The organism is Leisingera sp. SA32 (assembly GCF_056033425.1).
In genome coordinates this window covers 31,431-56,052 of sequence record NZ_JBVYHB010000015.1, presented here as the reverse complement: position 1 = coordinate 56,052, position 24,622 = coordinate 31,431, and the positions used below count along the sequence as shown (strand labels likewise).

The 24,622-nt window shown below is 64.2% G+C and carries 25 protein-coding genes; 7 read left to right on the top strand and 18 right to left on the bottom strand.

The window, feature by feature from the left end; translation table 11 throughout:
- Positions 1–45 precede the first annotated feature (45 nt).
- The 3 genes from glyS to AC0IPL_RS17950 form a co-directional block, all read right to left on the bottom strand.
- Complete coding sequence (gene glyS / locus AC0IPL_RS17960) at positions 46–2,109, bottom strand: glycine--tRNA ligase subunit beta (protein ID WP_474276139.1); 2,064 nt, start codon at positions 2,107–2,109, stop codon at positions 46–48.
- Between the two features lie 76 nt (positions 2,110–2,185).
- Positions 2,186–2,719, bottom strand: a complete 534-nt coding sequence (locus AC0IPL_RS17955) for a DUF6446 family protein (protein ID WP_474276141.1) — start codon at positions 2,717–2,719, stop codon at positions 2,186–2,188.
- Positions 2,720–2,732: 13 nt separating this feature from the next.
- Positions 2,733–3,674, bottom strand: coding sequence for a glycine--tRNA ligase subunit alpha (locus AC0IPL_RS17950; RefSeq protein WP_474276143.1), 942 nt, complete (start codon positions 3,672–3,674; stop codon positions 2,733–2,735).
- 257 nt (positions 3,675–3,931) lie between these two features.
- Here AC0IPL_RS17950 and AC0IPL_RS17945 point away from each other — a divergent pair, with 257 nt between their 5' ends.
- A complete protein-coding gene (locus AC0IPL_RS17945; RefSeq protein ID WP_474276145.1) occupies positions 3,932–5,707 on the top strand; it encodes a trypsin-like peptidase domain-containing protein in 1,776 nt (591 codons plus the stop codon).
- 320 nt (positions 5,708–6,027) lie between these two features.
- Here AC0IPL_RS17945 and AC0IPL_RS17940 read toward each other — a convergent pair whose 3' ends face one another.
- The 4 genes from AC0IPL_RS17940 to AC0IPL_RS17925 all read right to left on the bottom strand — a co-directional run bounded on the left by AC0IPL_RS17940 (position 6,028) and on the right by AC0IPL_RS17925 (position 8,620).
- Entirely contained in the window at positions 6,028–6,669 is a 642-nt protein-coding gene (locus AC0IPL_RS17940; protein ID WP_474276147.1) for an SDR family NAD(P)-dependent oxidoreductase, read from the bottom strand.
- Between the two features lie 39 nt (positions 6,670–6,708).
- Positions 6,709–7,242 carry a DUF1178 family protein gene (locus AC0IPL_RS17935; RefSeq protein ID WP_474276149.1) on the bottom strand — a complete coding sequence of 178 codons (534 nt, stop codon included), beginning with the start codon at positions 7,240–7,242 and terminating at the stop codon, positions 6,709–6,711.
- Between the two features lie 70 nt (positions 7,243–7,312).
- A complete protein-coding gene (locus tag AC0IPL_RS17930) occupies positions 7,313–8,083 on the bottom strand; it encodes an EcsC family protein (RefSeq protein WP_474276152.1) in 771 nt (256 codons plus the stop codon).
- Between the two features lie 48 nt (positions 8,084–8,131).
- Positions 8,132–8,620 (bottom strand): GNAT family N-acetyltransferase, encoded by a 489-nt coding sequence (locus tag AC0IPL_RS17925; RefSeq protein ID WP_474276154.1) that lies wholly within the window; start codon positions 8,618–8,620, stop codon positions 8,132–8,134.
- 107 nt (positions 8,621–8,727) lie between these two features.
- On the opposite strand from AC0IPL_RS17925, the gene AC0IPL_RS17920 reads away from it, so the two are divergent.
- Together AC0IPL_RS17920 and AC0IPL_RS17915 are read left to right on the top strand one after the other, a co-directional pair.
- A complete protein-coding gene (locus tag AC0IPL_RS17920; protein ID WP_474276157.1) occupies positions 8,728–9,333 on the top strand; it encodes a flavin reductase family protein in 606 nt (201 codons plus the stop codon).
- Between the two features lie 8 nt (positions 9,334–9,341).
- Positions 9,342–9,983 (top strand): CatB-related O-acetyltransferase, encoded by a 642-nt coding sequence (locus AC0IPL_RS17915; protein ID WP_474276159.1) that lies wholly within the window; start codon positions 9,342–9,344, stop codon positions 9,981–9,983.
- 108 nt (positions 9,984–10,091) lie between these two features.
- Here AC0IPL_RS17915 and AC0IPL_RS17910 read toward each other — a convergent pair whose 3' ends face one another.
- Complete coding sequence (locus AC0IPL_RS17910; RefSeq protein WP_474276161.1) at positions 10,092–11,735, bottom strand: SulP family inorganic anion transporter; 1,644 nt, start codon at positions 11,733–11,735, stop codon at positions 10,092–10,094.
- 424 nt (positions 11,736–12,159) lie between these two features.
- On the opposite strand from AC0IPL_RS17910, the gene AC0IPL_RS17905 reads away from it, so the two are divergent.
- From AC0IPL_RS17905 to AC0IPL_RS17895, 3 genes are all read left to right on the top strand, one after another.
- The gene (locus AC0IPL_RS17905) at positions 12,160–13,023 is read left to right on the top strand and encodes an S-methyl-5'-thioadenosine phosphorylase (RefSeq protein ID WP_474276255.1); all 864 of its coding nucleotides are present in this window, start codon (positions 12,160–12,162) and stop codon (positions 13,021–13,023) included.
- 174 nt (positions 13,024–13,197) lie between these two features.
- Positions 13,198–14,223 (top strand): DUF418 domain-containing protein, encoded by a 1,026-nt coding sequence (locus AC0IPL_RS17900; RefSeq protein WP_474276163.1) that lies wholly within the window; start codon positions 13,198–13,200, stop codon positions 14,221–14,223.
- Between the two features lie 135 nt (positions 14,224–14,358).
- Positions 14,359–14,898: an adenine phosphoribosyltransferase gene (locus tag AC0IPL_RS17895; protein ID WP_474276165.1), complete on the top strand. Its 540-nt coding sequence runs from the start codon at positions 14,359–14,361 to the stop codon at positions 14,896–14,898.
- 273 nt (positions 14,899–15,171) lie between these two features.
- Here AC0IPL_RS17895 and AC0IPL_RS17890 read toward each other — a convergent pair whose 3' ends face one another.
- Both AC0IPL_RS17890 and AC0IPL_RS17885 read right to left on the bottom strand, forming a co-directional pair.
- On the bottom strand, positions 15,172–16,590 hold the full coding sequence (locus tag AC0IPL_RS17890; protein WP_474276167.1) for an FAD-binding oxidoreductase: 1,419 nt from the start codon (positions 16,588–16,590) through the stop codon (positions 15,172–15,174).
- 92 nt (positions 16,591–16,682) lie between these two features.
- Positions 16,683–17,471 (bottom strand): MBL fold metallo-hydrolase, encoded by a 789-nt coding sequence (locus AC0IPL_RS17885; RefSeq protein ID WP_474276169.1) that lies wholly within the window; start codon positions 17,469–17,471, stop codon positions 16,683–16,685.
- Here AC0IPL_RS17885 and AC0IPL_RS17880 point away from each other — a divergent pair.
- On the top strand, positions 17,430–17,873 hold the full coding sequence (locus AC0IPL_RS17880; protein WP_474276279.1) for a hypothetical protein: 444 nt from the start codon (positions 17,430–17,432) through the stop codon (positions 17,871–17,873). The two genes, AC0IPL_RS17885 and AC0IPL_RS17880, sit on opposite strands and share 42 nt — an antisense overlap.
- Before the next feature lie 152 nt (positions 17,874–18,025).
- Here AC0IPL_RS17880 and AC0IPL_RS17875 read toward each other — a convergent pair whose 3' ends face one another.
- The 8 genes from AC0IPL_RS17875 to cyoE all read right to left on the bottom strand — a co-directional run bounded on the left by AC0IPL_RS17875 (position 18,026) and on the right by cyoE (position 24,622).
- Positions 18,026–18,616 (bottom strand): GNAT family N-acetyltransferase, encoded by a 591-nt coding sequence (locus AC0IPL_RS17875; protein WP_474276171.1) that lies wholly within the window; start codon positions 18,614–18,616, stop codon positions 18,026–18,028.
- Positions 18,616–19,878, bottom strand: a complete 1,263-nt coding sequence (locus AC0IPL_RS17870; protein ID WP_474276174.1) for a M16 family metallopeptidase — start codon at positions 19,876–19,878, stop codon at positions 18,616–18,618. The genes AC0IPL_RS17875 and AC0IPL_RS17870 overlap by 1 nt, the downstream gene beginning before the upstream one ends.
- Positions 19,875–21,263 carry a threonine synthase gene (gene thrC, locus AC0IPL_RS17865; RefSeq protein ID WP_474276176.1) on the bottom strand — a complete coding sequence of 463 codons (1,389 nt, stop codon included), beginning with the start codon at positions 21,261–21,263 and terminating at the stop codon, positions 19,875–19,877. The genes AC0IPL_RS17870 and thrC overlap by 4 nt, the downstream gene beginning before the upstream one ends.
- Before the next feature lie 5 nt (positions 21,264–21,268).
- A complete protein-coding gene (locus tag AC0IPL_RS17860; protein ID WP_474276178.1) occupies positions 21,269–21,952 on the bottom strand; it encodes an SURF1 family protein in 684 nt (227 codons plus the stop codon).
- A 117-nt stretch (positions 21,953–22,069) separates the two neighbouring features.
- A complete protein-coding gene (locus AC0IPL_RS17855) occupies positions 22,070–22,879 on the bottom strand; it encodes a cytochrome c oxidase subunit 3 (protein WP_474276180.1) in 810 nt (269 codons plus the stop codon).
- Between the two features lie 24 nt (positions 22,880–22,903).
- Positions 22,904–23,491: a cytochrome c oxidase assembly protein gene (locus AC0IPL_RS17850; protein WP_474276181.1), complete on the bottom strand. Its 588-nt coding sequence runs from the start codon at positions 23,489–23,491 to the stop codon at positions 22,904–22,906.
- A complete protein-coding gene (locus AC0IPL_RS17845) occupies positions 23,491–23,679 on the bottom strand; it encodes a cytochrome C oxidase assembly protein (protein ID WP_474276184.1) in 189 nt (62 codons plus the stop codon). The genes AC0IPL_RS17850 and AC0IPL_RS17845 overlap by 1 nt, the downstream gene beginning before the upstream one ends.
- Position 23,680: 1 nt before the next feature.
- On the bottom strand, positions 23,681–24,622 hold the full coding sequence (cyoE, locus tag AC0IPL_RS17840) for a heme o synthase (protein WP_474276186.1): 942 nt from the start codon (positions 24,620–24,622) through the stop codon (positions 23,681–23,683).

The following is a 24,622-nucleotide window of genomic DNA, read 5'->3' as shown; positions in this document are numbered from 1 at the left end:
CCTCCGGCGGGAGTATTTGTGACCAGAAAGAAACCGGTCGGCCTTTCAGCCCTCGACCCGAGTGAGGTCCGCCACTTGGCCGCAGACCTTGCGGATCTGGCTGAGGAGGTTCAGCCGGTTGCGGCGCAGGATTGCGTTGTCCGCATTGACCTGCACCGCCTCAAAGAACGCATCGATCGGGGCACGCAGGGCGGCCATGCCCCGCATGGCCGCCGCGAAATCCTCGGCCTCGATGGCCGGGGAGATCGCTGCCCCCCCGGCCTCGAGCGCGTCGAACAGCGCCTTTTCCGTGTCGTCCTCGGCAAACTTGCGATCGGCCCCGAAGGAATATTCGACACCGTCTTTTTCCTCTTCTTTCGAGAGGATGTTGTTGGCGCGTTTAAAGCCCTGCAGCAGGTTGGTGCCGTCGTCGGTCTTCAGGAAATCCTCCAGCGCGCGGGCACGTTTGACCAGCAGCGTCAGATCGTCGTTGCCGTCCATCGCAATGCAGGCGTCGATGACGTCGTGGCGGATGCCCTGGTCGCGCAGGAACACCTTGAGGCGATCGTGGAAGAAGGTGAGAAGGTTTTCGGCATCGGCCCCCTCATACGCCTTGGCGATCACCTCTCGCAGGTTCACGCGCACGTCGTTTTCCAGCACCAGTCGGATCACCCCCAGCGCGGCACGGCGCAGCGCGAAGGGGTCTTTCGAGCCGGTCGGCTTTTCGTCAATCGCCCAGAAACCGGTCAGCGTGTCCAGCTTGTCGGCCAGCGCCACCGCCACCGTCACCGGTTGTTGCGGCACGTCATCCCCCGGTCCCAGCGGCGAATAATGCGCCTCGCAGGCGGTGGCGACCTCTTGCGGCAGGCCCGCGGCCTCGGCGTAATAACGGCCCATCAGGCCCTGTAGCTCGGGGAATTCATAGACCATCTCCGAGCTGAGGTCGGCCTTGGCCACCCGCGCCGCCTGCTCTGCCAAATCCGCATCGGCCCCAACAACCGGCGCGATTTCGCGCGCCAGCGCGGCGATGCGGTCGATGCGTGCGGCCTGGGTACCCAGCTTGTTGTGGAAGGTCACGTTGGACAGGTTTTCCACCCACGCGCGCATGCCGACCTCGGACTTGGCTGTACGCAGGTCATTCTCCCAGAAAAACTTGGCATCGGCCAGACGGGCCGACAGAACCTTCTGGTTGCCTGCCAGAATGGTCGCGCCGTTGTCAGCAGTTTCGCGGTTCGCCACGGTGATGAATTTCTCGATCCGCCCGGTCTTGGGGTTCCGGACCGAGAAAAACTTCTGGTGCTCGCGCATACTGGTTTGCAGCACCTCGGCAGGCAGCTCCAGGAATTCGGCGTCGATGGCGCCCATCAGCACCACAGGCCATTCGACCAGACCGGCAACTTCACCCAGCAGGCCCCTGTCCTCGACCACCTCAAGGCCACTGGCGAAGGCCTGATTGGTGGCTTCCTGCCAGATCGCATCCGCACGCTCACTTGGATCCAGTACCACATGGGCCCGCTTCAGCTTGGTCGTGTAGTCGTCAAAACCGGTCACAGTGATCTCATCCGGGGCCATAAAACGGTGCCCGCGGGTGGTGTTGCCGGCTGTGATCCCGTCAATATCCAGATCCACCACGGTTGCACCGGCGCCATCCGACAGGATGCAGAGGATCGAATGCAAAGGGCGCACCCAACGCAAGGAGCCCGTGCCCCAGCGCATGGACTTCGGCCAAGGGAAGGTGCGGATAGTGACTTCCAGCACATCGGCGATGATCTCCGCCGCAGGGCGGCCCGGCTTTTCGATCTGCGCGAAATAGACCGCGCCCTTCGGCGTGTCGCGTTCTTCCAGCTGCTCGCGGCTCAGTCCTGCGCCGCGCAAAAAGCCCTCGATCGCCTTGTCCGGCGCGCCGACCTTTGGGCCCTTGCGCTCTTCGCGGATGGTGGGGCTTTCGGCCAGCAGGCCATCCACCGCCAGCGTCAGGCGGCGCGGTGTCGACAGGGCGGCGGCGCCCGCATAGGTCAGCCCCGCCTCGACTAAGCCATCGGTCACGCGCTTTTTCAGATCCTCGGCCGCGCGCGCCTGCATACGGGCCGGAATTTCCTCGGAAAAAAGTTCAATCAGAAGATCGGGCATTGGATGTCCTTGAGCGTGGCCGCGCGGGCGGGCGCAGCGAGAGAATTACAACAGGCGGGCATGGGCCAAAGCGGCATCAGTTGCCCTCACCCGTCTCGGGACGGGGCGGGCATTCCTCGCCCACCACGGTGCCGTCATAGGCCTTGTGACCGCAATTGTTCAGCTCGTGCCATACATAACCGAAACCGTCATCAGTCACGGCAACGATGCGGTCCACCCCATAAGAGATGTTCTTGACCGACAGGAATGAGCGGGCCGACCCTTCTGCCAGCTGGGCGCCGATGGCGGCGGCATCAAAACAATCGAACCAGGGTGGTGCGTTACGCGGTTCGAGCTTGTCCGACAGGGTAAACACCTGCGCCAGCTCATCCGGCGACATCTTCGTGCGGAAGCAGGCGCGGTAGCGGATGGGGGAGCTGCCCGCGTCGATCGCCTCGAAATCCGAATAGGCAATCGGCTGCGCCGTGCCGCCGTCCAGCGGTACCAGCATCACGTCGCGCCCCGGCTGCGCCTTGACCGTGTCGTAAAAGCCGTAGACCTGAAAATAATACATCGCCCCCCCGGCCGCGAGGGCCGAGACGATCAGGATGAGCGCCAGAAATTTTCCCATTCTCCGCCCCTGCCTAAGCCGCGCCTTCGGCGCAGTGGCCGCCGGCCTCGGTCAGCACGAAGGCATCGGCGCATTGCTTGGCCAGCGCCCGGACGCGGCCAATATAGGCCTGGCGTTCGGTCACCGAGATCACGCCACGCGCGTCCAGCAAATTGAAGATATGCGACGCCTTGATGCACTGATCATAGGCCGGATGCGCCATGATGATGCGCTTGCCGGTCTTTGGGTCTTTATGCTCCTGCGCCAGAATAGCGGCGCATTCTGCCTCGGCTTCCTCGAAATGGCGCAGCAGCACCTCCGTGTTGGCCACATCGAAATTCCAGCGGGCGTATTCTTCCTCGGTCTGCTTGAACACATCGCCATAGCTCAGCGGGATCAGGGCATCCGGGTCGTTGAAGGGCATGTCCATAACGTGGTCAACGCCCAGGATGTACATTGCCAGTCGTTCCAGACCATATGTCAGCTCGCCGGATACCGGGTGGCAGTCATGGCCGCCAACCTGCTGGAAATAGGTGAACTGGCTGACTTCCATGCCGTCGCACCAGACTTCCCAGCCCAACCCCCAGGCACCCAGCGTCGGGCTTTCCCAGTCATCTTCGACAAAGCGGATATCGTGAAGCGTCATGTCGACGCCGATCGCCTCGAGGCTACCCAGGTACAGCTCTTGCAGGTTGGGCGGGCTGGGTTTGATCAGCACCTGATACTGGTAGTAGTGTTGCAGCCGGTTGGGGTTTTCCCCATAGCGCCCGTCGGTCGGGCGACGCGAGGGTTGTACATAGGCCGCGGCCCAGGGCTTGCTGCCCAGCGAGCGCAGCGTGGTCGCCGGGTGGAACGTGCCCGCGCCCACCTCCAGATCATAGGGCTGCATCATCGCGCACCCCTTGGTGGCCCAGTACGTCTGAAGCCTCAGGATAATCTCTTGGAAGGAGCGCGGCGCGCCATTGGTCTGGGTCATCTTTCAATCCTTCGGGGGCAGCTGGGGCAGCAATTGCGGGGATCTTCCTATGCAAGGCTCCGGGCAGGGTCAACGCCCTCTGACCGCCCGCGCGGCGACGGGCGGGCCGCAGGGTGCAGCACATCGGCAACAAAAGTGCGGGAATGCGGCAACGGGCCGGGAATTCCCCCTGTGAAGAGGAGTTCCCTTCGCCCGCCCAAAATGCTTAATCTCCGCGTCAATCACCAACCTGAATTCCGGGATACGAGGCCCTGACAATGAAAAAACTGATTGCCGCTCTGGTTCTGCCGCTGTTTGCGCTGGCCATGGCGTTCACCGCGGCCTTCACCGCGCCGGTTGCGGCGCAAAGTGGGGCCGATGCGGTCTGGATCCAGATCGCCGCCCGCTCGTCCCTGCGCGAGGCCGAGGACGAAGCCCGCGGCTATGCCGCCCGCCTGCCCGACGTGTCGGGGTATGCGCTGGGTGGCGGCTGGTATGGCGTGGTGCTTGGCCCCTACGCGCGCGCGGATGCGGAGCGGGTGCTTCAGGTCTACCGCAGCGAAGGCCAGATCCCGCGCGACAGTTTCATCGCCTTCAGCCGCAACCTGCGTAGCCAGTTCTATCCGGTGGCGGCGGATGCCGGGCAGACCACGCAACCTGCCCCGGTTCCCGCCGCACCCGAACAGGTGCAGCCCGACGCAAGCCAGCCGGGCGTGCAGACCACCTTGCCCGACGAAAGCCCCGCCGAGGCGCGGCGCAGCGAACGCGCGCTCAGCCGTGATGAGCGCATGGACCTGCAACTCGCGCTCAAGGCTGCGGGTTTTTACAGCTCCGGTATCGACGGCGCCTTTGGTCGAGGCACACGCGCCTCCATGCGCGACTGGCAGACCGCGCGCGGATATGAGCCCACCGGCGTGCTGACCACAGGCCAGCGCCAGGCTTTGATGGACGAATACAACGCGCCGCTGATCTCAGTCGGCATGACCCGGATCGAGGACAAACAGGCGGGTATCGCTCTCGACATTCCCGCCAAGGAAGTCGCCTTTGATCGTTATGAATCGCCCTTTGCCCATTACACCAGCAAGGGAGATCTGGGCGCTCAGCTGTTGCTGATCAGCCAGCCCGGCGACCAGCGCACCCTGTTCGGCCTTTACGACATTCTGCAAACGCTGGAGATCGTGCCGATGGAAGGCCCGCGGCAGCGCGGCAGCAACAGCTTCACAATCGAGGGGCGCAATCAACGGATCGTCTCCTTCTCGCAGGCCAGTCTGAAAAATGGGGAAGTCAAAGGCTTTACCTTGATCTGGCCCGCGGGAGACGAGGACCGCCGTGCCCGCGTATTGGCCGCGATGCAGGCCAGCTTCACCCGGCTGGACGGGGTGTTGGACCCGGCCGCTGGGGGCGACGCGGTACAGGACATAGATCTGGTGTCCGGGCTGGAAATACGCCGACCGAAACGGTCGCGGTCGGGATTCTACGTCGATGCCGATGGCAGCGTACTCACCACATCCGATGCGGTGGCTGGCTGTAACCGGGTCACCCTGGACCACGGCTATCAGGTGCAGATCGCGGCCAACAACAGCGACGATGGCATCGCCATCCTGCGCCCGGCCGAGCCGCTGGTGCCCGCGGCGGTGGCCGAGCTGAGCGCCGCCGCGCCGCGGCTGCAATCCGAGGTTGCCGTGTCCGGCTTTTCCTACGAAGGCGTGCTGGGCGCGCCCAGCCTGACTTGGGGCAAGATTGCAGGTCTCGAAAGCCTTGAGGGGGACAGCGATGTGACCCGCCTGGCGCTGACCGCGCAACCTGGCGACGTCGGCGGCCCGGTTCTCGACCGTACCGGCGCGGTTCTGGGGATGCTGCTGTCACCGCAGGTCGACGGCAAACAACTGCCCGAGGACGTCAGCTTTGCCATCGATGCGGGCGCCATCCGAAGCGCATTGGATGCAGTCGGCCTCTCGCCCGCTGCGCGCTCGGATGCGGCCGGAAGCCTGCCCAGCGCCGCAATGACCCGGCTGGCCTCGCGCATGACCGTTCTGGTCAACTGCTGGGACTGACGGCGACCACCGCCCCGGCTCAGGCAGGGTGGCACACCAAAACATGCAAAAGACCGGCGTGACTGTCGCGCCGGTCTTTTTGTGACCACTGCGTATAGAACAGCCAACGTCGGTATTTCCGCCCGGCTTCGGGCCTGTTCAGGCCCTGTGCCCGTTGGGCATGCCACCGCACATACGTGCGGTGGCGCGTCGTGCCGCAGGCACGGCGCCCGGCCCAAGTCCGCCAGCGGGTCAGGCGCAGCCTGGCACGCGTGGACGCGGGAGCGCGCCGCAGACCCGTGCGGAGGCGTCCGTCGGGCCAGTGTGGCCGGGTCAGCGGTTCAATACGGCAGGATGCGACCGTCCCAGGCGTGGAAACAGCCGGTGGTCTCCAGGCTCAACAGGTCGAACTCATCGACCAGCCCGCTAACCGATTCCGTGATCGAGATCTCGCCGTCCTGACCGCCCATGTCGGTGCGCACCCAGCCGGGATGGTAGATGCCCACCGCGATCCCCTCGGGTTGCAAGTCGGTGGCCAGATTGCGGCCAATATTCAAGGCCGCCGCCTTGGAGGCACGATAGGCGTAGCTGCCGCCCGGCGCCCGCGCATGGCTGGCCATCTGCGACGCCAGGATGGCGATCTTGGGCGCCCCGGACAGTCGCAGGTTCGGCAGCATTCCCTGCACCGTCAGGAACACGCCGGTCACATTCGCCGCCAGCGTCTTGCCCCAGACCTCGGCCGAGTAATCCTCCAGCGCCATAGCCTTGTCGATATAGACACCGGCGTTGCAAACCAGCAGATCTACCGGACGACCCTTGATCTGGGCGGCAAACCGCGCCTGCTGACCAGGGTCCGAAACATCCAGTTTTACGCCGGAGGAATGATCCCGAGAGGTGCCGGTCACCTCGTGGCCGTCCTGCCGCAACCGCTCGACCAGCGCCTTGCCGATGCCGCGGCTGGTTCCCGTTACAACTGCATGCATTCTGCCCTGTCCTTTATTTTCGACCGCCCATCGCGGCCTTCAGTTTGTTTTGCGTCCCGGCCGGAAAGGCAGCGGCAACACCGGCACGCCCTCCTCGATCAGTTCCTTTGCATCTTCCAGCCGGGCCTCGCCATGGATGGCCCGTTCCGGAGCCTCCCCAAGGTGCATCGCCCGCGCTTCCTTGACGAAATTGTCGCCGACGTAATCGGAATTGGCCTCGACCTTGCGGCGCAGTTCGGCCAGCGCCTTTTCCACGTCACCTGTGGGACGGCTCAGCATACCCGCGTCCTTGCGCGCCGTAACAGACCCACGGGACACGGCAGCAGCCGTCTGCTCTGGCGCCTGCGGCTCTCGCGCAGGCGCGGTGGCCGGTGTCTCCGGCTCTCCCACAGCGGACACGGCCTTGCGGCCAGGACGCACCCGCGGCGCCATGATGGCCTTCTCGACGCGGGAGCCGCCGCAGACGGCACAGCTGACCATGCCAGCAGCTGCCAACTTATCGAACGCCGCCGCAGACTGGAACCAGCTATCGAAGCTATGCCCTTCTGCACATTTGAGGCTGTATTGAATCATTTCCGTTTCCTTCGCAGGTGGCCGCGATTAAATCCGCAATTTCGCCGAGTGCAAGGGGCCACCGACGCGATCAGCCGGGTGCGGTCACCTTCAGGCGGTCCTGCAGCTTCGCCACCAGGTCCTGTGCCGGGACGTCCGCCTCAAGGGCAAGCCGACGCAGGCCGAAATGCACATGGGCCATTTCCCGGTAATATCCGGCGAATACGTAATTCACCGCCGCCCCGGCCACGGCACCGGCAATTGGCACAGCCTGTGCTGCCAGCTTTTGCCCCAGAACGGCCCCCAACCTGGGCGCCACCTGGGCAATCAGCCGGTGCACACCGCCCGGCAACCCCAGCCGCAACGAAACAAAACCGAGATCTGCCCCGTCGTCCGACGTAAGCGGCCCAGCGGCGGCAAACACCTGTATGCAGTCGAAAGTGACGCTTTCGGCCTCCGCCTCAAAGCCTTCGGCGGCCGCCGCGCCCTGGATCGTGCGCAGAAGGAAAGCCGTGGTTGCCGGCAGCTCCACCAGCGCGCCCGGCAGGCCCGCAGCGCCGCCCGCCGCGCCCATTGCGGCGCTGACAACCCGATCGATGCCGGGCTTCTGGTCCGGCACCAGCCGCCGCGACGTGCTGGCGCCCTTCATCGCCAGCCGCAGGGCGCTGGCCGTTGAGGCCGTCAGACCCGCGCGCACCGGCGCGGGCAAGCGCTCCAGCAGGGACTCGCCGCTGCTGCCAAGCCGGTTCAGCAGGTCCACGCCGAAGCCACCTGCAACCCGGTAGCGCCGCGCCAAAGCATCCAGCTCCGCTTCCAGTTCCTGCGGGCTGAGCCGCCGCGCCCCTGTCAGAATATCCGTCACCAGTTGCCTCCTCTGCCATCTTAAAGATCGGCGGCCGGACCGGTAATTTCAACCCTGCCAGCGGCTCACCAGCCCCCGAACCCCGTCCCAGGCCTGCGCCTGCAGGGCCAGACCCAGAACCCGTTCCGGGTTGGTCGGCGGCGGCATCTCGACGCCGTCGAGCCTGACAAAACCGAACCGCTTGTAATAGGGGGCATCGCCCACCAGCATCACCCGCGCCCAGCCGCTGTCCTGCGCCTTGGCCAAACTGTCGCGGATCAGCGACCCACCCAAGCCTTCGCCCTGGCGCGTGGGATGGACCGCCACCGGCCCCAGCAGCAGCGCTGCCGCATCCCCAATCAGAACCGGCCAGTACCGGATCGCCGCTGCCAGGATGCCGTCGCTGTCACGCGCCACCTGGCTGAGACCCGAAACCGGCGGCACGCCATCGCGCAATCGATAAGACGACAGCGCTTCGCGCCCCGGGGCAAAGCACAGGTCATACAGCGCCTCGACCTCCCACCGGTCGTCCGCCTGCTCCGCTCTCAGCTCGATCACGCTGCCCTGCCTCCGCCAATAGTCCCCTGCGGGCTGGCGTTCGGCGTAGCACGGGCGTAAGTCTTGGGCAAACACCTAAGCGTTAACGCCCAGAGCAGGAAATCACGATGTTTTACCGCCCCGAAGACGGCCACGGCCTGCCGCACAACCCGTTCAACGCCATTGTCACCCCCCGTCCCATCGGCTGGATTTCCAGCCGCGACGCGGACGGTGTGAACAACCTGGCCCCCTATTCCTTCTTCAACGCGGTCGCCTACACGCCGCCGCAGGTGATGTTTGCCTCCACCAGCGCCAAGCACGATCAGGACGGCACCAAGGACAGCGTCGCCAACATCCGCGAGACCGGGGTGTTCTGTGTCAACGTCGTGTCCTATGCGCTGCGCGACGCCATGAACGCCAGTTCGGCCGCCCTGGCCAAGGAGACCGACGAGTTCGCCCATGCCGGGCTGGAGACCGCAGAATGCGAGACCATCAACTGCGCCCGTGTGGCCGCCGCCCCCGCCGCGCTGGAATGCCGCCTGACGCAGATCGTCACCCTTCCGGGCGAGGCCAACAAGGTGGTATTCGGAGAGGTGACCGGCGTGCATATGCGCGACGATTGCCTGCGCGACGGAGCCTTTGACGTCACCACCTTCCAGCCACTGGCGCGGCTCGGCTACCGCGACTATTCTGTTGTACGTGAGCTGTTTTCGCTGACCCGCCCCGACCAGTAAGGACTTCGATGCCCCTGCCCGATCCCAGAAAACGCAATCCGATCACCTTGCCCGACGGCAGCTCCCATGCGGGAACCGTGATGCTGTCGCAGGTGCTGGATCACCCCAACATCAAGGTCGGCGACTATAGCTATGCCTCCGATTTCACGCCGCCGCAGGATTGGGCGCAACATCTTGCGCCATATCTGTTCCCCGGCTCGCGCGAGCAGCTGGTCATCGGCAAATTCTGTCAGCTCGCCCATGGGGTGCGTTTCATCACCGCCTCGGCCAACCACGCGCAGGACGGGCTCAGCTGCTATCCGTTTCCTGTGTTCGACCAAGCCAAGATGGCCGGCTTTCAGCCCGACACCCGCGACACGATGATAGGCAATGACGTCTGGATCGGCTATGGCGCGCTGATCCTGCCCGGCGCACGCATCGGCGACGGTGCCATCATCGGCGCAGGCGCGGTGGTCCGCGGCACCGTCCCGCCCTATGCCATCATCACCGGCAACCCAGGCACCGTGCACAGCTACCGTTTTGCAAAACCCCAGATCGCCCGACTGCTGAGCCTTGGATGGTGGGACTGGCCCGCCGAGCTGATCTCCCGCGCCGAACCGGCGTTGCTATCCGGCGATCTTGACATGCTGGAGACGCTGGCGCCTGACTGAGCCGCGCTGCCATCCCCGGACCGGCGTCCAAGCAGACAGATCAACAGAAAAACCCGCGGCTTTTGCAAGCCGCGGGTTTCGTATTCCGGCGATCCGGTAGACGGGCGGTCAGTGGCTGCCCAGGACTCCGGTCCGCACCGAGTAATCCACGGCCAGCTCGTAGTCCGGGTCATCGTCGCTGTCGACCATCAGATGGCCCGCCTTGGTCAGCAGCTGGTGGCAATCGCGGCTCAGGTGCCGCAGCACCAGCGCCTTGCCCTCGGCCTCGTATTTGGCGGCCAGCGCCTCAATCGCCTGCAGTGCCGACTGGTCCACCACCCGGCTGCGGGCAAAATCCACGATCACCCGCTCCGGGTCACCCGCCACGTCGAACAGCTCAATAAAGCCGTCGGTCGAGCCGAAAAACAGCGGTCCTTCGATTTCATAGACCTTGGCGCCCTTGTCGGTTGCAGACTCGCGCGTGATGGCGTGAATGCGGCGCGCGTTGTTCCAGGCATAGGCGAGCGCCGAGACGACCACACCCACGACCACCGCAATCGCAAGGTCGGTCATGACCGTCACCACGGTCACCAAGACGATCACGAAGGCATCCATGCGCGGCACTTTGGTCATCACCTTGAAGCTGTTCCAAGCGAAGGTGCCGATCACCACCATGAACATCACGCCGACCAAGGCGGCCAGCGGGATCTGTTCGATCAGCGGCGAGGCGACGACGATGAAGGCCAGCAGGAACAGTGCCGCTGCAATGCCCGCAATCCGCGTGCGGCCGCCGGATTTGACGTTGATCATCGACTGGCCAATCATGGCACAGCCCCCCATGCCGCCGAAGAAGCCGGTCACCACGTTTGATGCGCCCTGTGCAATGCACTCCTGGCTGGCACCACCGCGCTTGCCGGTGATCTCTCCCACCAGGTTCAGTGTCAGCAGGCTCTCGATCAGGCCGATGGCGGCCAGGATCACCGCGTAGGGCAGGATGATCCACAGGGTTTCCAGCGTAAACGGCGCCAGCGCGGTGCCATAAAGCCCCTCCCCCGTGCCGAACGGGTTGTGGAAGGTCGGGAAGCCACCCTCGATCGACGCCATGTCGCCCACCCGCGGCACATCCAGACCCATGACGATCACCAGAACGGCCACGATGCCAATGCCTGCCAAAGGCGCCGGGATGATACTGGTCACCTTGGGCATGCCCCAGATGATCACCATGGTCAGGGCCACCAGCCCCAGCATCAGCAGCATCGAGCCACCCTGCAGCCATTCCGTACCGCCGGTGGCCGGATCCTTGAACTGGGTCAGCTGCGCCAGGAAGATTACAATCGCCAGACCATTCACAAACCCCAGCATCACCGGATGCGGCACCAGACGAATGAACTTGCCCCAATGCAAGGCGCCCGCGATGATTTGCAGGATGCCCATCAACACCACGGTGGCAAACAGATATTCCACCCCGTGCTGGGCCACCAGCGCCACCATGACCACCGCCAGCGCGCCTGTCGCGCCGGAGATCATCCCGGGCCGTCCGCCAAACACCGCGGTAATCAGCCCCACCATAAACGCCGCGTATAGCCCCACCAGTGGGTGCACCCCGGCCACAAAGGCAAAGGCGACCGCTTCCGGCACCAATGCCAGCGCCACGGTCAATCCGGACAGAAGCTCAGTGCGGACACGGGCCACGGTAAAGCCCTCATCCTGCATGATCGATAGGTTGGGTGGGGAAATCTGCTTGGCCAGCAAAGCCACGGCTGCGCGTTTCATTCAGGATACCTGCGGTTGGAGGAGGTGTGTTCGCTGCCTGCCCGTTAGCGGAAAATCGCCAACTGGGCAAGGGTGCCGCCGCCGCGCCTGCGCCGATGGACGCGGAAACGCAAGCTGAGGCACGCCGACACGGGCGCCATTCCAGTCCCCCTTCTCAGCATCCTTCACCTGCTCCCAGCCCCGCCAATGCGCCGCCTCTGCCAGCCGCCCCCCCCGTCGCGACGCCCAGACTTTTTAACTTTCCCCAAATACTCCCGCCAGAGGCGCAGCCCTGGTGTCCCTCGGTGACTTGCGGAGGGTGCGGCATGCTTGCGTCACCGCCTGTTGATCACCTTGCCCTTGCCAAATCCGCCATCGCTTGCGCATATCCCGGATAGCAGCAACAGGAGGCCAGCTCGTGACCGCATCAGACCCCCGTAACACCATGATCGCCGTAATCGGCGGCTCCGGCATTTACGACATCGACGGGCTTGAAAATGCCGAATGGGTGTCGGTCGACACGCCCTGGGGGACGCCGTCGGACCAGATCCTGACCGGCACCCTGGAGGGGGTCAAAATGGCCTTTCTGCCGCGCCATGGACGCGGCCATGTGCATGCCCCGACCGAGGTCCCTTATCGCGCCAATATCGACGCGCTGAAGCGGCTGGGCGTGACGGATGTGTTTTCCGTCTCCGCCTGCGGCTCCTTCCGCGACCATATGGCCCCCGGCGATTTTGTCGTCGTGGATCAATTCATTGACCGCACCTTCGCGCGCGAGAAAAGCTTCTTCGGCAGCGGTTGCGTTGCCCATGTCAGCGTCGCGCATCCGACTTGCGAACGGCTGGGCGATGCGGCCGAAACAGCGGCCAGGGACGCGGGCATCAACATCCACCGTGGCGGCACCTATCTGTGCATGGAGGGGCCGCAGTTCTCCTCCATGGCGGAAAGCAAACTCTACCGCGAGCAATGGGGCTGCGACGTGATCGGCATGACCAACATGCCAGAGGCCAAACTCGCCCGCGAGGCGGAACTCTGCTACGCCTCCGTCGCCATGGTCACCGATTACGACAGCTGGCACCCCGACCACGGCGCGGTGGAAATTACCGAAATTATCGCCACCCTACAGGGCAACTCCGCCAATGCCCGCGAACTGGTGCGCCGGTTGCCCGGCCTGTTGGGCCCGCAGCGCACCGACTGCCCGCATCGCTGCGACAAGGCCCTGGAATACGCCATCATGACCGCACCGGAAAAACGCGACCCGGCGCTGCTGGCGCGTCTGGACGCGGTGGCGGGCCGGGTGCTGGGCTGACCCCCTTAAAAGCTGACTCACGGGGTTCGGGCGGTCCAGATGGGTCGCCCTTTTTCTTGCGAACCCACTGACTTTTTCCTTCGGATCTTTCTGATGTTACGCGGTTTTCCTGCCCGGGTGCAGCCTCTACCTTGAGGCTATTGCTTTCAGGCCAGTCACTTTCAGGATTTTCACATGCGACTTTACGGATTGGACATCGCCCGCTTTCTGGCATTCTGCGGCATGGTTCTGGTCAATTTCCGCATTGCGGCACAGGTCGCCCCCGGCACCGACCTGGCATCGCGGCTCACCGACGCGCTGGAGGGCCGCGCGGCCGCGCTGTTTGTGGTTCTGGCAGGGATCGGCCTGTCTCTGGGACGCCCCGATGTCGCCGAGGTGCTGCGACGCGCCGTGTTCCTGTTTCTGGCCGGGTTGGTGAACCTGCTTATCTTCGAAGCCGACATTCTGCATTTCTACGGACTTTATTTTTTGCTGGCCCTGCCCCTGCTTTCTGCGCGCCCCACGGTGCTGCTGTGGGCCGCCACAGCGGTGGTGCTCGCCGGGATGGCTGGGCTGCTGACGCTGGATTACGAGGCGCACTGGAACTGGGAGACCCTGACCTATAGCGATTTCTGGACGGTGGAGGGCTTCCTGCGGCACGCCTTTTTCAACGGCTGGCATCCGGTGTTTCCCTGGGTGGCTTTTCTGTACCTCGGCATGTGGATGGGGCGCATGGACCTGGCCAGCCGCCGGGTGCAGCGACGGCTGCTGCTCTGGGGCGGTGGCGCGACCGTGGTTGGCGGGCTGCCTGGCCTGCTGGTGCAGGATCCCGACCTGCTGGCGTTGTTCGATACCGACACCCTGCCGCCCGGCCCGGTCTACATCATGGCCGCGACCGGCAGTGCGGCTGCGGTGATCGGGTTGGTCCTGCTGCTGTGTCCGGCGCCGGACCGGATGGGTCTCTCTTCTTGGCTGACGGTCGCCGGGCGTCAGGCGCTCAGCTTCTATGTGGCGCATATTCTGCTGGGCATGGGCGCGCTGGAGGCGATGGGGCTACTGGACGGTTCGCTTTCGACGGTGGGCGTCTTTGGCTATTCAATCGGTTTCTGTGTACTATCGGTGGTCCTGGCGCGCGGGTGGAACAGTTTGGCCGATCGCGGGCCGCTTGAAATGCTGATGCGCTGGTGTACCCGGCGCCGCGCCGCTGCCGCGCGGGACTGACCAGCGGCCCGATCAGCGCACAACCACAACGGGTCAACGGGCCGTTCCCCCTTGCAACACCGCGCTGCTTCGGCCAAACCCCGGTTGGCCCTTGTTGCACGGGGCTGCCGATACCGCTGCCAATGGAGCCGACAGATGCCCAAGAAGTCCGACGTCAAAGATTACATCCGCACCATCGTGGACTTCCCGCACGAAGGGATCATGTTCCGCGACGTGACCACATTGTTTGCGGACCCGCGCGGCTTCCGCATGGCGATCGACCAGATGCTGCACCCCTACGCGGGCGAGCAGATCGACAAGGTCGTGGGGCTTGAGGCGCGCGGCTTCATCCTCGGCGGGGCCATTGCGCATCAGCTGAGCGTCGGCTTCGTGCCGATCCGCAAGAAGGGCAAACTGCCCGGCACCACCATCAGCCAAGAGTACAAGCTGGAATACGGCGAAGCGATCGTGGAAATCCATGACGACGCCATCAAGCCGGGTGAGAAAGTCCTGATGGTGGATGACCTGTTGGCCACCGGCGGCACCGCGGGCGCTGGCATCAAACTGATTGAGCGGCTGGGCGGCGACATCGTCTCTTGCGCCTTCATCGTCGACCTTCCGGAGCTGGGCGGGCGCAAACTGCTGGAAAGCATGGGCAAGGATGTGCATGTGCTGTGCGAGTTCGACGGTCTCTGACGTCGCAGTCTCTCGCGCCGCTGCTTGTCGGGCAGCCCTGCTTGCCTGCCACGGCCACCGCTCTCCCGCCCGCCCTACGCCTTTTACTGCATAAAAGACGCTGCCGGTTGGGCGTGGCCTTTCAGGCCCTGCCGGGCCTGAAAGGCGCGCCGCGCCTTGGCGCGGCGCCGGGCCCAAGGCTGCCAGCCGGTCCGGCGCAGCCGGGCAGGCGCAGACGCGGGAGCAGCGCCGCCCCCTGACCGTCCTGCCTGTCTTTTGCCTCTGCACCCAGAATCAATCCGTGCGCAACACCGCACCTGGGTTCATGATGCCATTTGGATCCAGCGCCCGTTTGATCGCGCGCATCGTCGCCAGTCTCACCGGATCTCCATAGCGCTCCAGATCAGCCGTTTTCAGCCGCCCCACCCCGTGCTCGGCGCTAAAGGAGCCACCGAACTCCGCCACCAGTTCATGCACCGCCTCTTTGACTTCGGTCCGCAAGTGATCGAAGGCACGCCGCGGCTGCCCCTGTGGCGGGAACACGTTGTAATGCAGATTGCCGTCGCCCAGATGGCCAAAACAGTTGATGCGGAAATTCCCGATGGCGGCCACGACTTGGCCCGCCTTTTCGATGAACGCCGGAACCTGCGAGATCGGCACCGAAATATCGTGGCTGGAAACCGAGCCGATCATCTTGTTGGCCGCCGGGATGTGTTCACGCATCGCCCACAGTGCCTGGCGCTGCGCCTCGGATTGCGCGATCACGCCATCATTGGCCAGCCCGGCCGCCAGTGCAGTTTCAAACACCGCCGCCAGGGCTTCCTCCGCCTCATGTCCGCGCGGCAGGCCCAGTTCGATCAACACGGACCATTCCGGCTTCTCCGCCAAGGGCTGACGGATCTGCGGCAGACATTCGGACAGGAAGTCCAACCCCTGCCGGTGAATCAGTTCAAAGGCGCTGACCGCCTCGCCCACGTGATCGCGCGCCAGCGCCAGCAGCGCCACCGCCGCCGCCGGGTCCGGCACCGTGAACACGGCCGTGCCGCAGGACACGGGCTGTGGCGACAGTTTCAGCGTGGCGGCGGTAATGATCCCCAGCGTGCCTTCGGCACCGATCAGCAGGTTGCGCAGATCGTAGCCGGTGTTGTCTTTGCGCAGCCGCGTCAGCCCGCGCCAGATCTCGCCGCCGGGCAGGACGGCCTCCAGCCCCAGGCACAGATCGCGCGCATTGCCATAGCGCAGCACGTTGACGCCGCCGGCATTGGTCGACAACGTACCGCCAATCCGCGCCGACCCTTCCGAGGCCAGCGACAGCGGAAACAAACGCCCAGCCTCTCGCGCGGCCGCCTGCACGTCCGCAAGGATCGCGCCACCATCGGCAATCAGCACGTTCTCCTGCGGATGAACCGCGCGAATTGCCGCCATCCGCTCCAGCGAGATCAGCAGCGGCGCGGGTCCTTCCGGCATCACCTGACCGCCCACCAGCCCGGTACCGCCGCCATAGGGCACCACCGGCACCCGCGCGGCATTAGCTTCGCGGATCAGGATCGCGACCTCTTCGGTGCTGCGCGGCAGGGCCAGCACACCTGCCTGGCCCCGGTAGCGGCCGCGCGGCTCCTCAAGGTAGCGGGGTTCGGCCGGGCGAAGCACATCCTTCGGCAGGGCTGCAGAGAGACGGGCGGCAAAGGCGGGATCGGCGGAATTCAAGTGCATGGGCTATCCATGGCGCATCCCCCGTGCGCTGGCAAGATGGCACCATGTCCCGGCAGCAGGGCCGTTCCGCACCGCAGGACCTGTAGCCACCGCTACTCCTCCGGGGCCAGATAGCGCGGGCGCAGCACGTATATGGTGGGTCGGTCCGGCAAGCTCCGCAGTGACACATCCAGCGCGCTCTGCCCCTCATCCACCACGTCAAACTGGGAGCCGACTTGCGACAGAAACCGTTGCAACGACTGATCGGTGAACCAGTGCATCGGGATGATGACCGAAGAGCGCAACCGCCCCAGCACCTCCAGCATCTGATCCAGCGGCAAGGTGATCCCCCCATCCACCGCAGCCATCACCACATCGAGCCGCCCCAACGCAGCATATTGCGCGGGTGTCGGGATATGATGCAAATGCCCCAGATGGCCGACGCACAAGCCCGCCACTTCAAAAACAAAGATCGAATTGCCCTGCGGCTCTACCCCGCCGAACATGCTGCGAATGTCCGTGGGCACATTGCGGATCAGCATCTCGCCCAGATCCAGATGGTGGCGGATCCCGCCACCGTCCTCGGCCCAGCCCGGCAGCACATGGCCGATCGCCGGATCCGGCTGGGCCGTCCAATGGGTGTCATGGGCGTGGTTCATGGTGACCACATCCGGGATCATCGGCGCCGAACCAACAAAGCCGGTATAGTCGGTCACCACATTCAGCCCGCCGCTGGTCCGCAGCAGAAAAGAGGCATGGGCAATGTAGCGAATGTGCACGCTGTCCGCAGCGACGGGGCTGCGCCAGCTGGCCTGGTGCAGATAACGAACGCCCGGCGCTGATCGGGCCAGCGCAATGCAATGGCTGGCCCGGCGCGCCGTTCCTTCCGCCTGCACCTGCATCTGAGCCTGAGTCTGAGCCTGAGCCTGAGCCTGAGCCTGAGCCTGAGCCTGAGCCTGAGCCTGAACGCGCACGAACCCAAGGGCAAGGGCAGCGCAACCGAGCACACAAAGCAGTCGAAGAAAAAGTTTCATGTCGAAGGTTGTAGTCTGTTGCGTGCCGCTGTCAGCCTATGCGCCGAAAAATCCCCGGCGTCCCTCCCGCCGACGCTGGCGAAACAGGACGTTTCGCCGTGCCGTTGGGCCCGGCGCCGGGCTTGCAGCCCGGCGCGGCAGCGCCGCCCCGCAACGCAACAGATCACAACTGACAGGATGGTTGCAGCGGTCCTGGGGCGCACCCACGAGGTGGGGGTTCCCCCCACAAGGGAAGGGGAGGGAAAAGACGCCAAAAAAGAACAAACGTAAAGCGGTGTTTCCCCTTCCCCCCCCCCACCCCGCGGTTCCCCCGCTGCCCCCAACGGGAGCGGTGCATGAACAATGCGCCGACGACGGGCGGGAGATCCTGCTGGCCGGAAAACGAGCGCTCTCAAGACAGGCTCCGGCCCGCAAAGCGCGGCTCAGGCCTGGCCGGTCAGCGTCTTGCCGCGGCGGTCGTGCCGCAGTGCGGCATAGAGCACATGCGTGCGCCAGCGGCCGTTGATCTGAAGATAGGACTGCGCGACGCCCTCATATTTGAAACCGGATTTCTCCAGCAGCCCCCGCGAGGCAGCGTTTTCCGGCAGGCACGCTGCCTCAATCCGGGACAGCTCCAGCTTACTGAACGCGTGATGCACCACCGCGCCGATCGCCTCGCGCATGTAGCCCTGGCGAGCAAAGGGCTGGCCCGTCCAGTATCCCAGCGTACCGGCCTGCGCCGGGCCACGGCGAATATTGTCCAGCGTGATCGCCCCAAGCAGCATCTGATCATCGCGGCGGATCAGGAAAAGCGGCAGCGCGGTGCCGCTGGAGACCGAGCGGCGCGCCCAGTAGACCCGGTTGGTAAAGCTCTTCCGGCTGAGATGATCCGTCGCCCAGCCCGGCTCCCAAGGCGTCAGATAAGCCTGGCTCTGCTGCCGGAGCGCCGCCCAACCATGAAAATCCGCATGCACCGGCGGCCGGAGAGTCAGACGTTCCGTTTCAATACGAACCTTCCGGCGGCTGAGCAGCATCAGGCGGCGCGCCTCTCCTGCAGTCGGGCCAGCGATGGGGCCTTGTCCACCGGACCATAAAGTGCCAGCGCCGCCGGGGCGGTGACAGCCATGGTCTCGGCCAATTCGCGTACCTGACGGGTGGTGACCGCGTCAATCCGCGCCACGGTGCTTTCCAGCGTCGGCACCCGGTCCCAGATCTGCACCAGACGCGCCAGCCGCTCAGCCCGGTTCGAGGGGCTCTCCAGCCCCATCAGCATGCCGGCCTTCATCTGCGCGCGGGCACGTTCGACCTCGGCATCGCTCATGTCCTGGGCCGCGCGTTTCAGCTCGTCGATGGTGATGCCTGCCAGCTCTGCCAGCTGATCGCCGGAGGTGCCCGCATAGATGGTCAGCGAGCCGGTATCAGAATAGGATCCCGCCTGCGAGAAGATGGTGTAACACAGGCCGCGCTTCTCGCGCACCTCCTGAAACAACCGCGAGGACATGCCGCCGCCAAATGCGCTGGCGTAGATCTGCGCCGTGTACATCGAAGCGTCGCGGTAACCCGGCCCCTCAATTGCCAGGGCAAAATGTGCCTGCTCCAGATCCTTGACATGGCGCGTCTCGCCGCCGGTGAACTTGGCCCCTTCTTCGGCCACACTTGGCGCCGGTTCGAGATGGCCGAACATCTGCTCAGCCAGACGTACCAGCACGTCGTGATCCACCGCGCCGGCGGCGGCCAGTATCATCTGACCGGGGCGGTAATGCTCGCCGACAAAGCCTTGCAGATCCGCGCGGCTGAAGCTGCTGACGCGCTCCGCCGGACCCAGGATCGTGCGCCCCAGCGGCTGGTCGCGATAGCATTCTTCCTGCAGCCAGTCGAAGATCACGTCGTCCGGCGTGTCCAGCGACTGCCCGATCTCTTGCAGGATCACGCCGCGCTCCACCTCAATTTCGCGGGCGTCGAACACCGGGTTCAACAGAATGTCCCCGATCACATCCACCGCCAGCGGCACATCGTCCTTCAGCACCCGCGCGTAATAGGCTGTCACCTCGCGGCTGGTGTAGGCGTTGATATAGCCGCCCACGTCCTCGATCGCCTCGGCGATTTGCAGCGCGCTGCGCGTCTTGGTGCCCTTGAAGGCCATGTGTTCCAGGAAATGGGCGATGCCGTTCTGTTCAAGCCGCTCGTGGCGGCCGCCGGCTGTCACCCAGATCCCGATCGCCGCGGATTCCAGCCCCGGCATTTGCTCGGAGACGATGCGGAACCCGTTGGCGAGTGTGTGCTGCTGTACGGTCAATGCGCGATGTTCTTTCTGATGTGATCCTCAAGGGTGGCCAGATCATTGGCAATCCGGGTCACCCGTTCAGGCCTGTCATACAGATCCGCCATGCGCGGGGGAAGAGGCGGATGAATGCCGCTGGCGTCCTCGACCGCGGCGGGGAATTTTGCCGGATGCGCCGTGGCCAGGGTGACCATCGGCACGCTGGCATCGCGGTGCTCATTCGCGACCTTCACAGCCACCGCACCATGCGGGCACAGCAACTCACCCGAGGACGCCAGCTCAGCCTTGATCGTCGCCAGCGTTTCCTCCTCAGACGTGCGGCCGGAGGCATAGGTTTCCGCCAGCGCCTGCATCGCCCCTTGCGAGACGTCAAAGCCGCCGGTCTTCAGCTCATCCATCAGCTGCGCGACCGCGCCGCTATCCTGACCATAGGCGTAGAACAGGGCGCGTTCAAAGTTCGAGGACACCTGAATGTCCATCGACGGCGAAACGGAGGGCTGCGTGTCGCCCTTGTAGTACCCCTGCCCCGACAGGCATCGGTGCAGAATGTCGTTCTGGTTGGTGGCCACCACCAGCTGGTCGATCGGCAGGCCCATCTGCTTGGCGATGAAGCCTGCAAAGATGTCACCGAAGTTGCCCGTCGGCACGGTGAAGCTCACCTTGCGCTGCGGCGCGCCCAAGGAGACCGCGGAGGAGAAGTAATAGACCACCTGCGCCAGAACCCGCGCGATATTGATCGAGTTCACGCCCGCCAGCTTAACGCCGTCGCGGAAGTCGAAGTCGTTGAACATGTCCTTCACGCGCGCCTGACAGTCGTCGAAATCGCCATCGACAGCCAGCGCGTGCACATTCTTGTCCTGCGGCGTGGTCATCTGGCGGCGCTGTACCTCCGACACGCGGCCATGGGGATACAGGATAAATACATCCACGTTGTTCAATCCGCGAAAGGCCTCCATCGCCGCCGAACCGGTATCGCCAGAGGTGGCCCCCGCGATGGTCACCCGGTCCCCCCGGCGCTCCAGCGCGGCCTGGAACAGCTGACCGATCAGCTGCATGGCAAAGTCCTTGAACGCCAACGTCGGCCCGTGAAACAGCTCCAGCAGGAAATGATTTGGCGCCAGCTGCTTCAGCGGCGCACGGGCCGCATGGTTGAACCCCGCATAGGCGCGGTCAATGATGGCGCGGAATTCATCGTCGGTGAAGCATTCGCCAAGGAAGGGGCGCATCACGCGAAAGGCGGTTTCCTCGTAGGACAGCCCAGCCAGTGCCGCGATTTCATCCTCGGACATCTGCGGAATTTCGGCCGGGACATAGAGACCACCGTCGCGGGCAAGACCGGTCAGCATGGCGTCTTCGAATGTCAGCTCGGGCGCTTGGCCCCGTGTGGAGATATATTTCATCGCCTTCAGCTCTTTGGTTCAGGGCGGCTGCGCCGCAAAAAATAGAGGCTCATCGCGGCCCAGATGGCGGCCAGCGAAAACCAGGTGATCGCATATTGCAAGTGGTTGTTGGGGATCGTGGCGGTGTCGACCGGGACCGGTTTCAGGCTGCGGGCCTCGCCCTGGGGCGCAGCGTTCAGGATTACCATGACCGGTTCGGTGTCCAGCTGCTGTGCCATGGCGTCAGCGTCACGCGCATACCACAGCCCCGCCGCCAGATCCGGCGCAGGCGTGTAGCTGTCGACCTCCTGCGGCCAGTGGATATTGCCGCTGATGGTGGCCGGGCCGCGCAGCCGTTCGGCGGACCTGTCCTGCACAGTTGCAAAGCCGCGGTCGATCAAGATGCGGCGGCCGTCCGCCAGCGTGAAAGGCGAGATGACCCGGAAGCCGGGGCCGACGTCCTGGAACGACGTGACGACGAACAGATCCCGATTGCCGATCTCGCCGCTCAGGCGCACCGGGCGGTACTTGTCCTGCGCTCGGTCCAGCTTGGTCGGCAAATTGCCCGCAGGCTCCGCGGTGATCCGGGCCTCGATGGTGGAAAGGATGCCTTCCTTCCAGGCCATGCGTTGCAGTTGCCAACTGCCAAGCCCGATCAACACGGCCAGGCCCGCACCAGTGACGATCAACAGGAAGATGACACGCCGCATCGACGCTGCTCCGTTAAAAGTTCAGGGGCGCGCAAAGGTTCGTCCTTTGCGCGCCCCCGTGTGTGGCCTCATGCCCGCGGATAATCAACCGCAAACATGTATCGGTTACACCGCGCCTTACAGGCCGGAGGTGCCCCAGATGTAGACAGCAACAAACAGGAACAGCCAGACGACGTCCACAAAGTGCCAGTACCAGGCAGCGGCCTCGAAACCGACGTGCTGCTCGGGCGTGAAGTCACCCTTCATCGCACGGATCAGACACACCGTCAGGAAGATGGTGCCAATCACCACATGGAAGCCATGAAAGCCGGTGGCCATGAAGAAGTTGGAGAAGAACTCGTCCTCGCCGAACTTCCAGCCTTCGTGCAGCAAGTGGGCGTATTCGTAGCCCTGCAGGAAGGTGAATGCGACGCCAAGCACAATGCCGATCGACAGGCCCTGGATCAGCGCCTTGCGGTCGTTATTGTGCACCAGGGCATGGTGCGCCCAGGTCACCGCGCAGCCCGAAAGCAGCAGGATCAGCGTGTTGATCAGCGGCAGGTGGAACGGGTCAACCGCATAGATTTCCGGTGCGACATATTCGCTGCCGACATAGGTCTCCATCGGGTACATGGCGTGTTTGAAGAACGACCAGAACCAAGCGAAGAAGAACATCACCTCGGACATCACGAACAGGATGAAGCCATAGCGCAGGCCGATGCGGACAACCGGCGTGTGATCGCCGACCCGGCTTTCCTTGACGACCTCTGCCCACCAGGCAAAGGCGGCGTACAGAACGGCAACAAAGCCGATCCAGAACACCCAAGCGGTCATTCCCTTCATCCACAGGACCGCGCCAAGCAGCATGACAAACGTGCCGACAGAGCTGAGCAGCGGCCAGATCGACGGCGGCAGAATGTGATAATCGTGATTTTTAGCGTGCGCCATTTAAGTGTCCCTCACCAAAGCGGCCTAGTTCGTTGTTACGTCTGCACCGGTGCCATTCCCGGTGTCGAGAGCAGCAACGCCCTCGGGCAGATCGATCTCATGAAACGTGTACGACAGCGTGATCGTATGCACGTATTTTGCGTCCCGGTCGTCGATGATTTCGGGATCAACATAGAAGGTCACGGGCATCTGCACCCGCTCCCCCGGCTGCAACACCTGCTCGGTAAAGCAGAAACAGTCGATTTTCTCAAAGAAGTAGCCGGCTTGATAGGGCGTCACATTGTAGGACGCCTGCCCCGCCACCGGCCTGTCGGTCGGGTTGTACGCCTCATAGAAGGCCAGGCCGGTTTCACCCAGCTTGATCTCCATTTCGCGCTGCACCGGTTTGAACTCCCACGGCATGCCACGCTGCTTGGAGCCGTCAAAGCGCACCTTGATGGTCTGGTCCAGCACCGTATCGGAGCCCGCGCTGGCCACCTGGGTGACCCCGCCAAAGCCGGTGACCCGGCAGAACCAGTCGTAGAACGGCACCGAGGCCCAGGACAGACCGCCCATCAGCACAACAACGCCAACAAGCTGGACAACGGTTTTCTTCGGTCCTTGCAAGGCCATCAGTTTTGCTCCGTTTCGCTGCTGGTCTGACTGTCGGTCTGGCTATCGGGTAGCTGAAAGCCCGGCGCGGTGACCTTGACCAGCGTCAGCGCCATCACCAGCACCACGAAGGCCGCCAGCAGGATGCCGACCCCGATGTTGCGACCAGAGCGGCGCTTGTGGATTTCGTGTTCCTTGCGCAACGCCATGTTACCAGCCTCCCAGGCCATGGGGCTTCAGCAGGGCTTCGGCCAGGATCGCACCAAAATGCAGGAACAGATACAGCAGCGACAGTTTGAAGAAGCTGCGTTCCACCTTGAAGTTGTCGGCCTCGGAATCATCCTCGTTGCGGCGGGTGATCTTCCAGGCGCCATGAAGGAACAGCGCGTTCAGCACCAGCGCCACGGCCAGATACAGCGGGCCGCCAATGCCCGAGAACGCGGTGCCAATGGCCAGAACGGCCAGCAACACGGTATAGGCCAAGATATGCACGCGGGTCGAACGGCGCCCGTGCGTTACGGTCAGCATCGGCACGCCGGCGTCGTCATAATCCGAGCGCATGAACAGTGCCAGAGCCCAGAAGTGCGGCGGCGTCCACATGAAAGTCAGAAGGAACATCAGCCAGGGTTCCACCGACATGCTGCCGGTGGCCGCAATCCAGCCGATCACCGGCGGAAACGCACCCGCGGCCCCACCGATGACAATGTTCTGCGGCGTCGCCCGTTTCAGCCACATGGTGTAGACGACAACGTAAAAGAAGATGGTGAAGGCCAGAAACGCCCCGGCAAAAACATTCGCCGCAAGCGCCAGCATGATGACCGACAGGCCCGACAGCGCCAGGCCCAACGCCAGCGCCTCGCCCGCCTCGACCTTGCCAGCCGGGATCGGACGGCCCTTGGTGCGCTTCATCACACGGTCGATATCCGCATCCCACCACATATTCAGCGCGCCAGAGGCGCCACCGCCAATGGCGATGAACAGGATGGCCGCAAAACCGACGACGGGATGCACCGACACCGGCGCCGCCAGCAGGCCGACGAACGCGGTGAACACCACCAGCGACATGACACGGGGCTTCAGCAGGGCGAAATAGTCGCCAAAGCTGGCCTCGTCCTCATATGCCCGGCTTGCGTTGATGCTTGCGTCGCTCAT

What these genes read in the sequence shown, in the direction of transcription:
- AC0IPL_RS17905 (WP_474276255.1), top strand. Translation starts at nt 12,160, where the DNA reads ATGATCGCCGTAATCGGCGGCTCCGGCATTTACGACATCGACGGGCTT.
- AC0IPL_RS17875 (WP_474276171.1), bottom strand. Translation starts at nt 18,616, where the DNA reads ATGCTGCTCAGCCGCCGGAAGGTTCGTATTGAAACGGAACGTCTGACT.
- AC0IPL_RS17900 (WP_474276163.1), top strand. Translation starts at nt 13,198, where the DNA reads ATGCGACTTTACGGATTGGACATCGCCCGCTTTCTGGCATTCTGCGGC.
- AC0IPL_RS17955 (WP_474276141.1), bottom strand. Translation starts at nt 2,719, where the DNA reads ATGGGAAAATTTCTGGCGCTCATCCTGATCGTCTCGGCCCTCGCGGCC.
- AC0IPL_RS17945 (WP_474276145.1), top strand. Translation starts at nt 3,932, where the DNA reads ATGAAAAAACTGATTGCCGCTCTGGTTCTGCCGCTGTTTGCGCTGGCC.
- AC0IPL_RS17920 (WP_474276157.1), top strand. Translation starts at nt 8,728, where the DNA reads ATGTTTTACCGCCCCGAAGACGGCCACGGCCTGCCGCACAACCCGTTC.
- AC0IPL_RS17860 (WP_474276178.1), bottom strand. Translation starts at nt 21,952, where the DNA reads ATGCGGCGTGTCATCTTCCTGTTGATCGTCACTGGTGCGGGCCTGGCC.
- AC0IPL_RS17915 (WP_474276159.1), top strand. Translation starts at nt 9,342, where the DNA reads ATGCCCCTGCCCGATCCCAGAAAACGCAATCCGATCACCTTGCCCGAC.
- AC0IPL_RS17910 (WP_474276161.1), bottom strand. Translation starts at nt 11,735, where the DNA reads ATGAAACGCGCAGCCGTGGCTTTGCTGGCCAAGCAGATTTCCCCACCC.
- cyoE (WP_474276186.1), bottom strand. Translation starts at nt 24,622, where the DNA reads ATGAGCGACGCAAGCATCAACGCAAGCCGGGCATATGAGGACGAGGCC.
- glyS (WP_474276139.1), bottom strand. Translation starts at nt 2,109, where the DNA reads ATGCCCGATCTTCTGATTGAACTTTTTTCCGAGGAAATTCCGGCCCGT.
- AC0IPL_RS17940 (WP_474276147.1), bottom strand. Translation starts at nt 6,669, where the DNA reads ATGCATGCAGTTGTAACGGGAACCAGCCGCGGCATCGGCAAGGCGCTG.
- AC0IPL_RS17935 (WP_474276149.1), bottom strand. Translation starts at nt 7,242, where the DNA reads ATGATTCAATACAGCCTCAAATGTGCAGAAGGGCATAGCTTCGATAGC.
- thrC (WP_474276176.1), bottom strand. Translation starts at nt 21,263, where the DNA reads ATGAAATATATCTCCACACGGGGCCAAGCGCCCGAGCTGACATTCGAA.
- AC0IPL_RS17890 (WP_474276167.1), bottom strand. Translation starts at nt 16,590, where the DNA reads ATGCACTTGAATTCCGCCGATCCCGCCTTTGCCGCCCGTCTCTCTGCA.
- AC0IPL_RS17855 (WP_474276180.1), bottom strand. Translation starts at nt 22,879, where the DNA reads ATGGCGCACGCTAAAAATCACGATTATCACATTCTGCCGCCGTCGATC.
- AC0IPL_RS17885 (WP_474276169.1), bottom strand. Translation starts at nt 17,471, where the DNA reads ATGCAGGTGCAGGCGGAAGGAACGGCGCGCCGGGCCAGCCATTGCATT.
- AC0IPL_RS17895 (WP_474276165.1), top strand. Translation starts at nt 14,359, where the DNA reads ATGCCCAAGAAGTCCGACGTCAAAGATTACATCCGCACCATCGTGGAC.
- AC0IPL_RS17950 (WP_474276143.1), bottom strand. Translation starts at nt 3,674, where the DNA reads ATGACCCAGACCAATGGCGCGCCGCGCTCCTTCCAAGAGATTATCCTG.
- AC0IPL_RS17850 (WP_474276181.1), bottom strand. Translation starts at nt 23,491, where the DNA reads ATGGCCTTGCAAGGACCGAAGAAAACCGTTGTCCAGCTTGTTGGCGTT.
- AC0IPL_RS17880 (WP_474276279.1), top strand. Translation starts at nt 17,430, where the DNA reads ATGGCTGGCCCGGCGCGCCGTTCCTTCCGCCTGCACCTGCATCTGAGC.
- AC0IPL_RS17845 (WP_474276184.1), bottom strand. Translation starts at nt 23,679, where the DNA reads ATGGCGTTGCGCAAGGAACACGAAATCCACAAGCGCCGCTCTGGTCGC.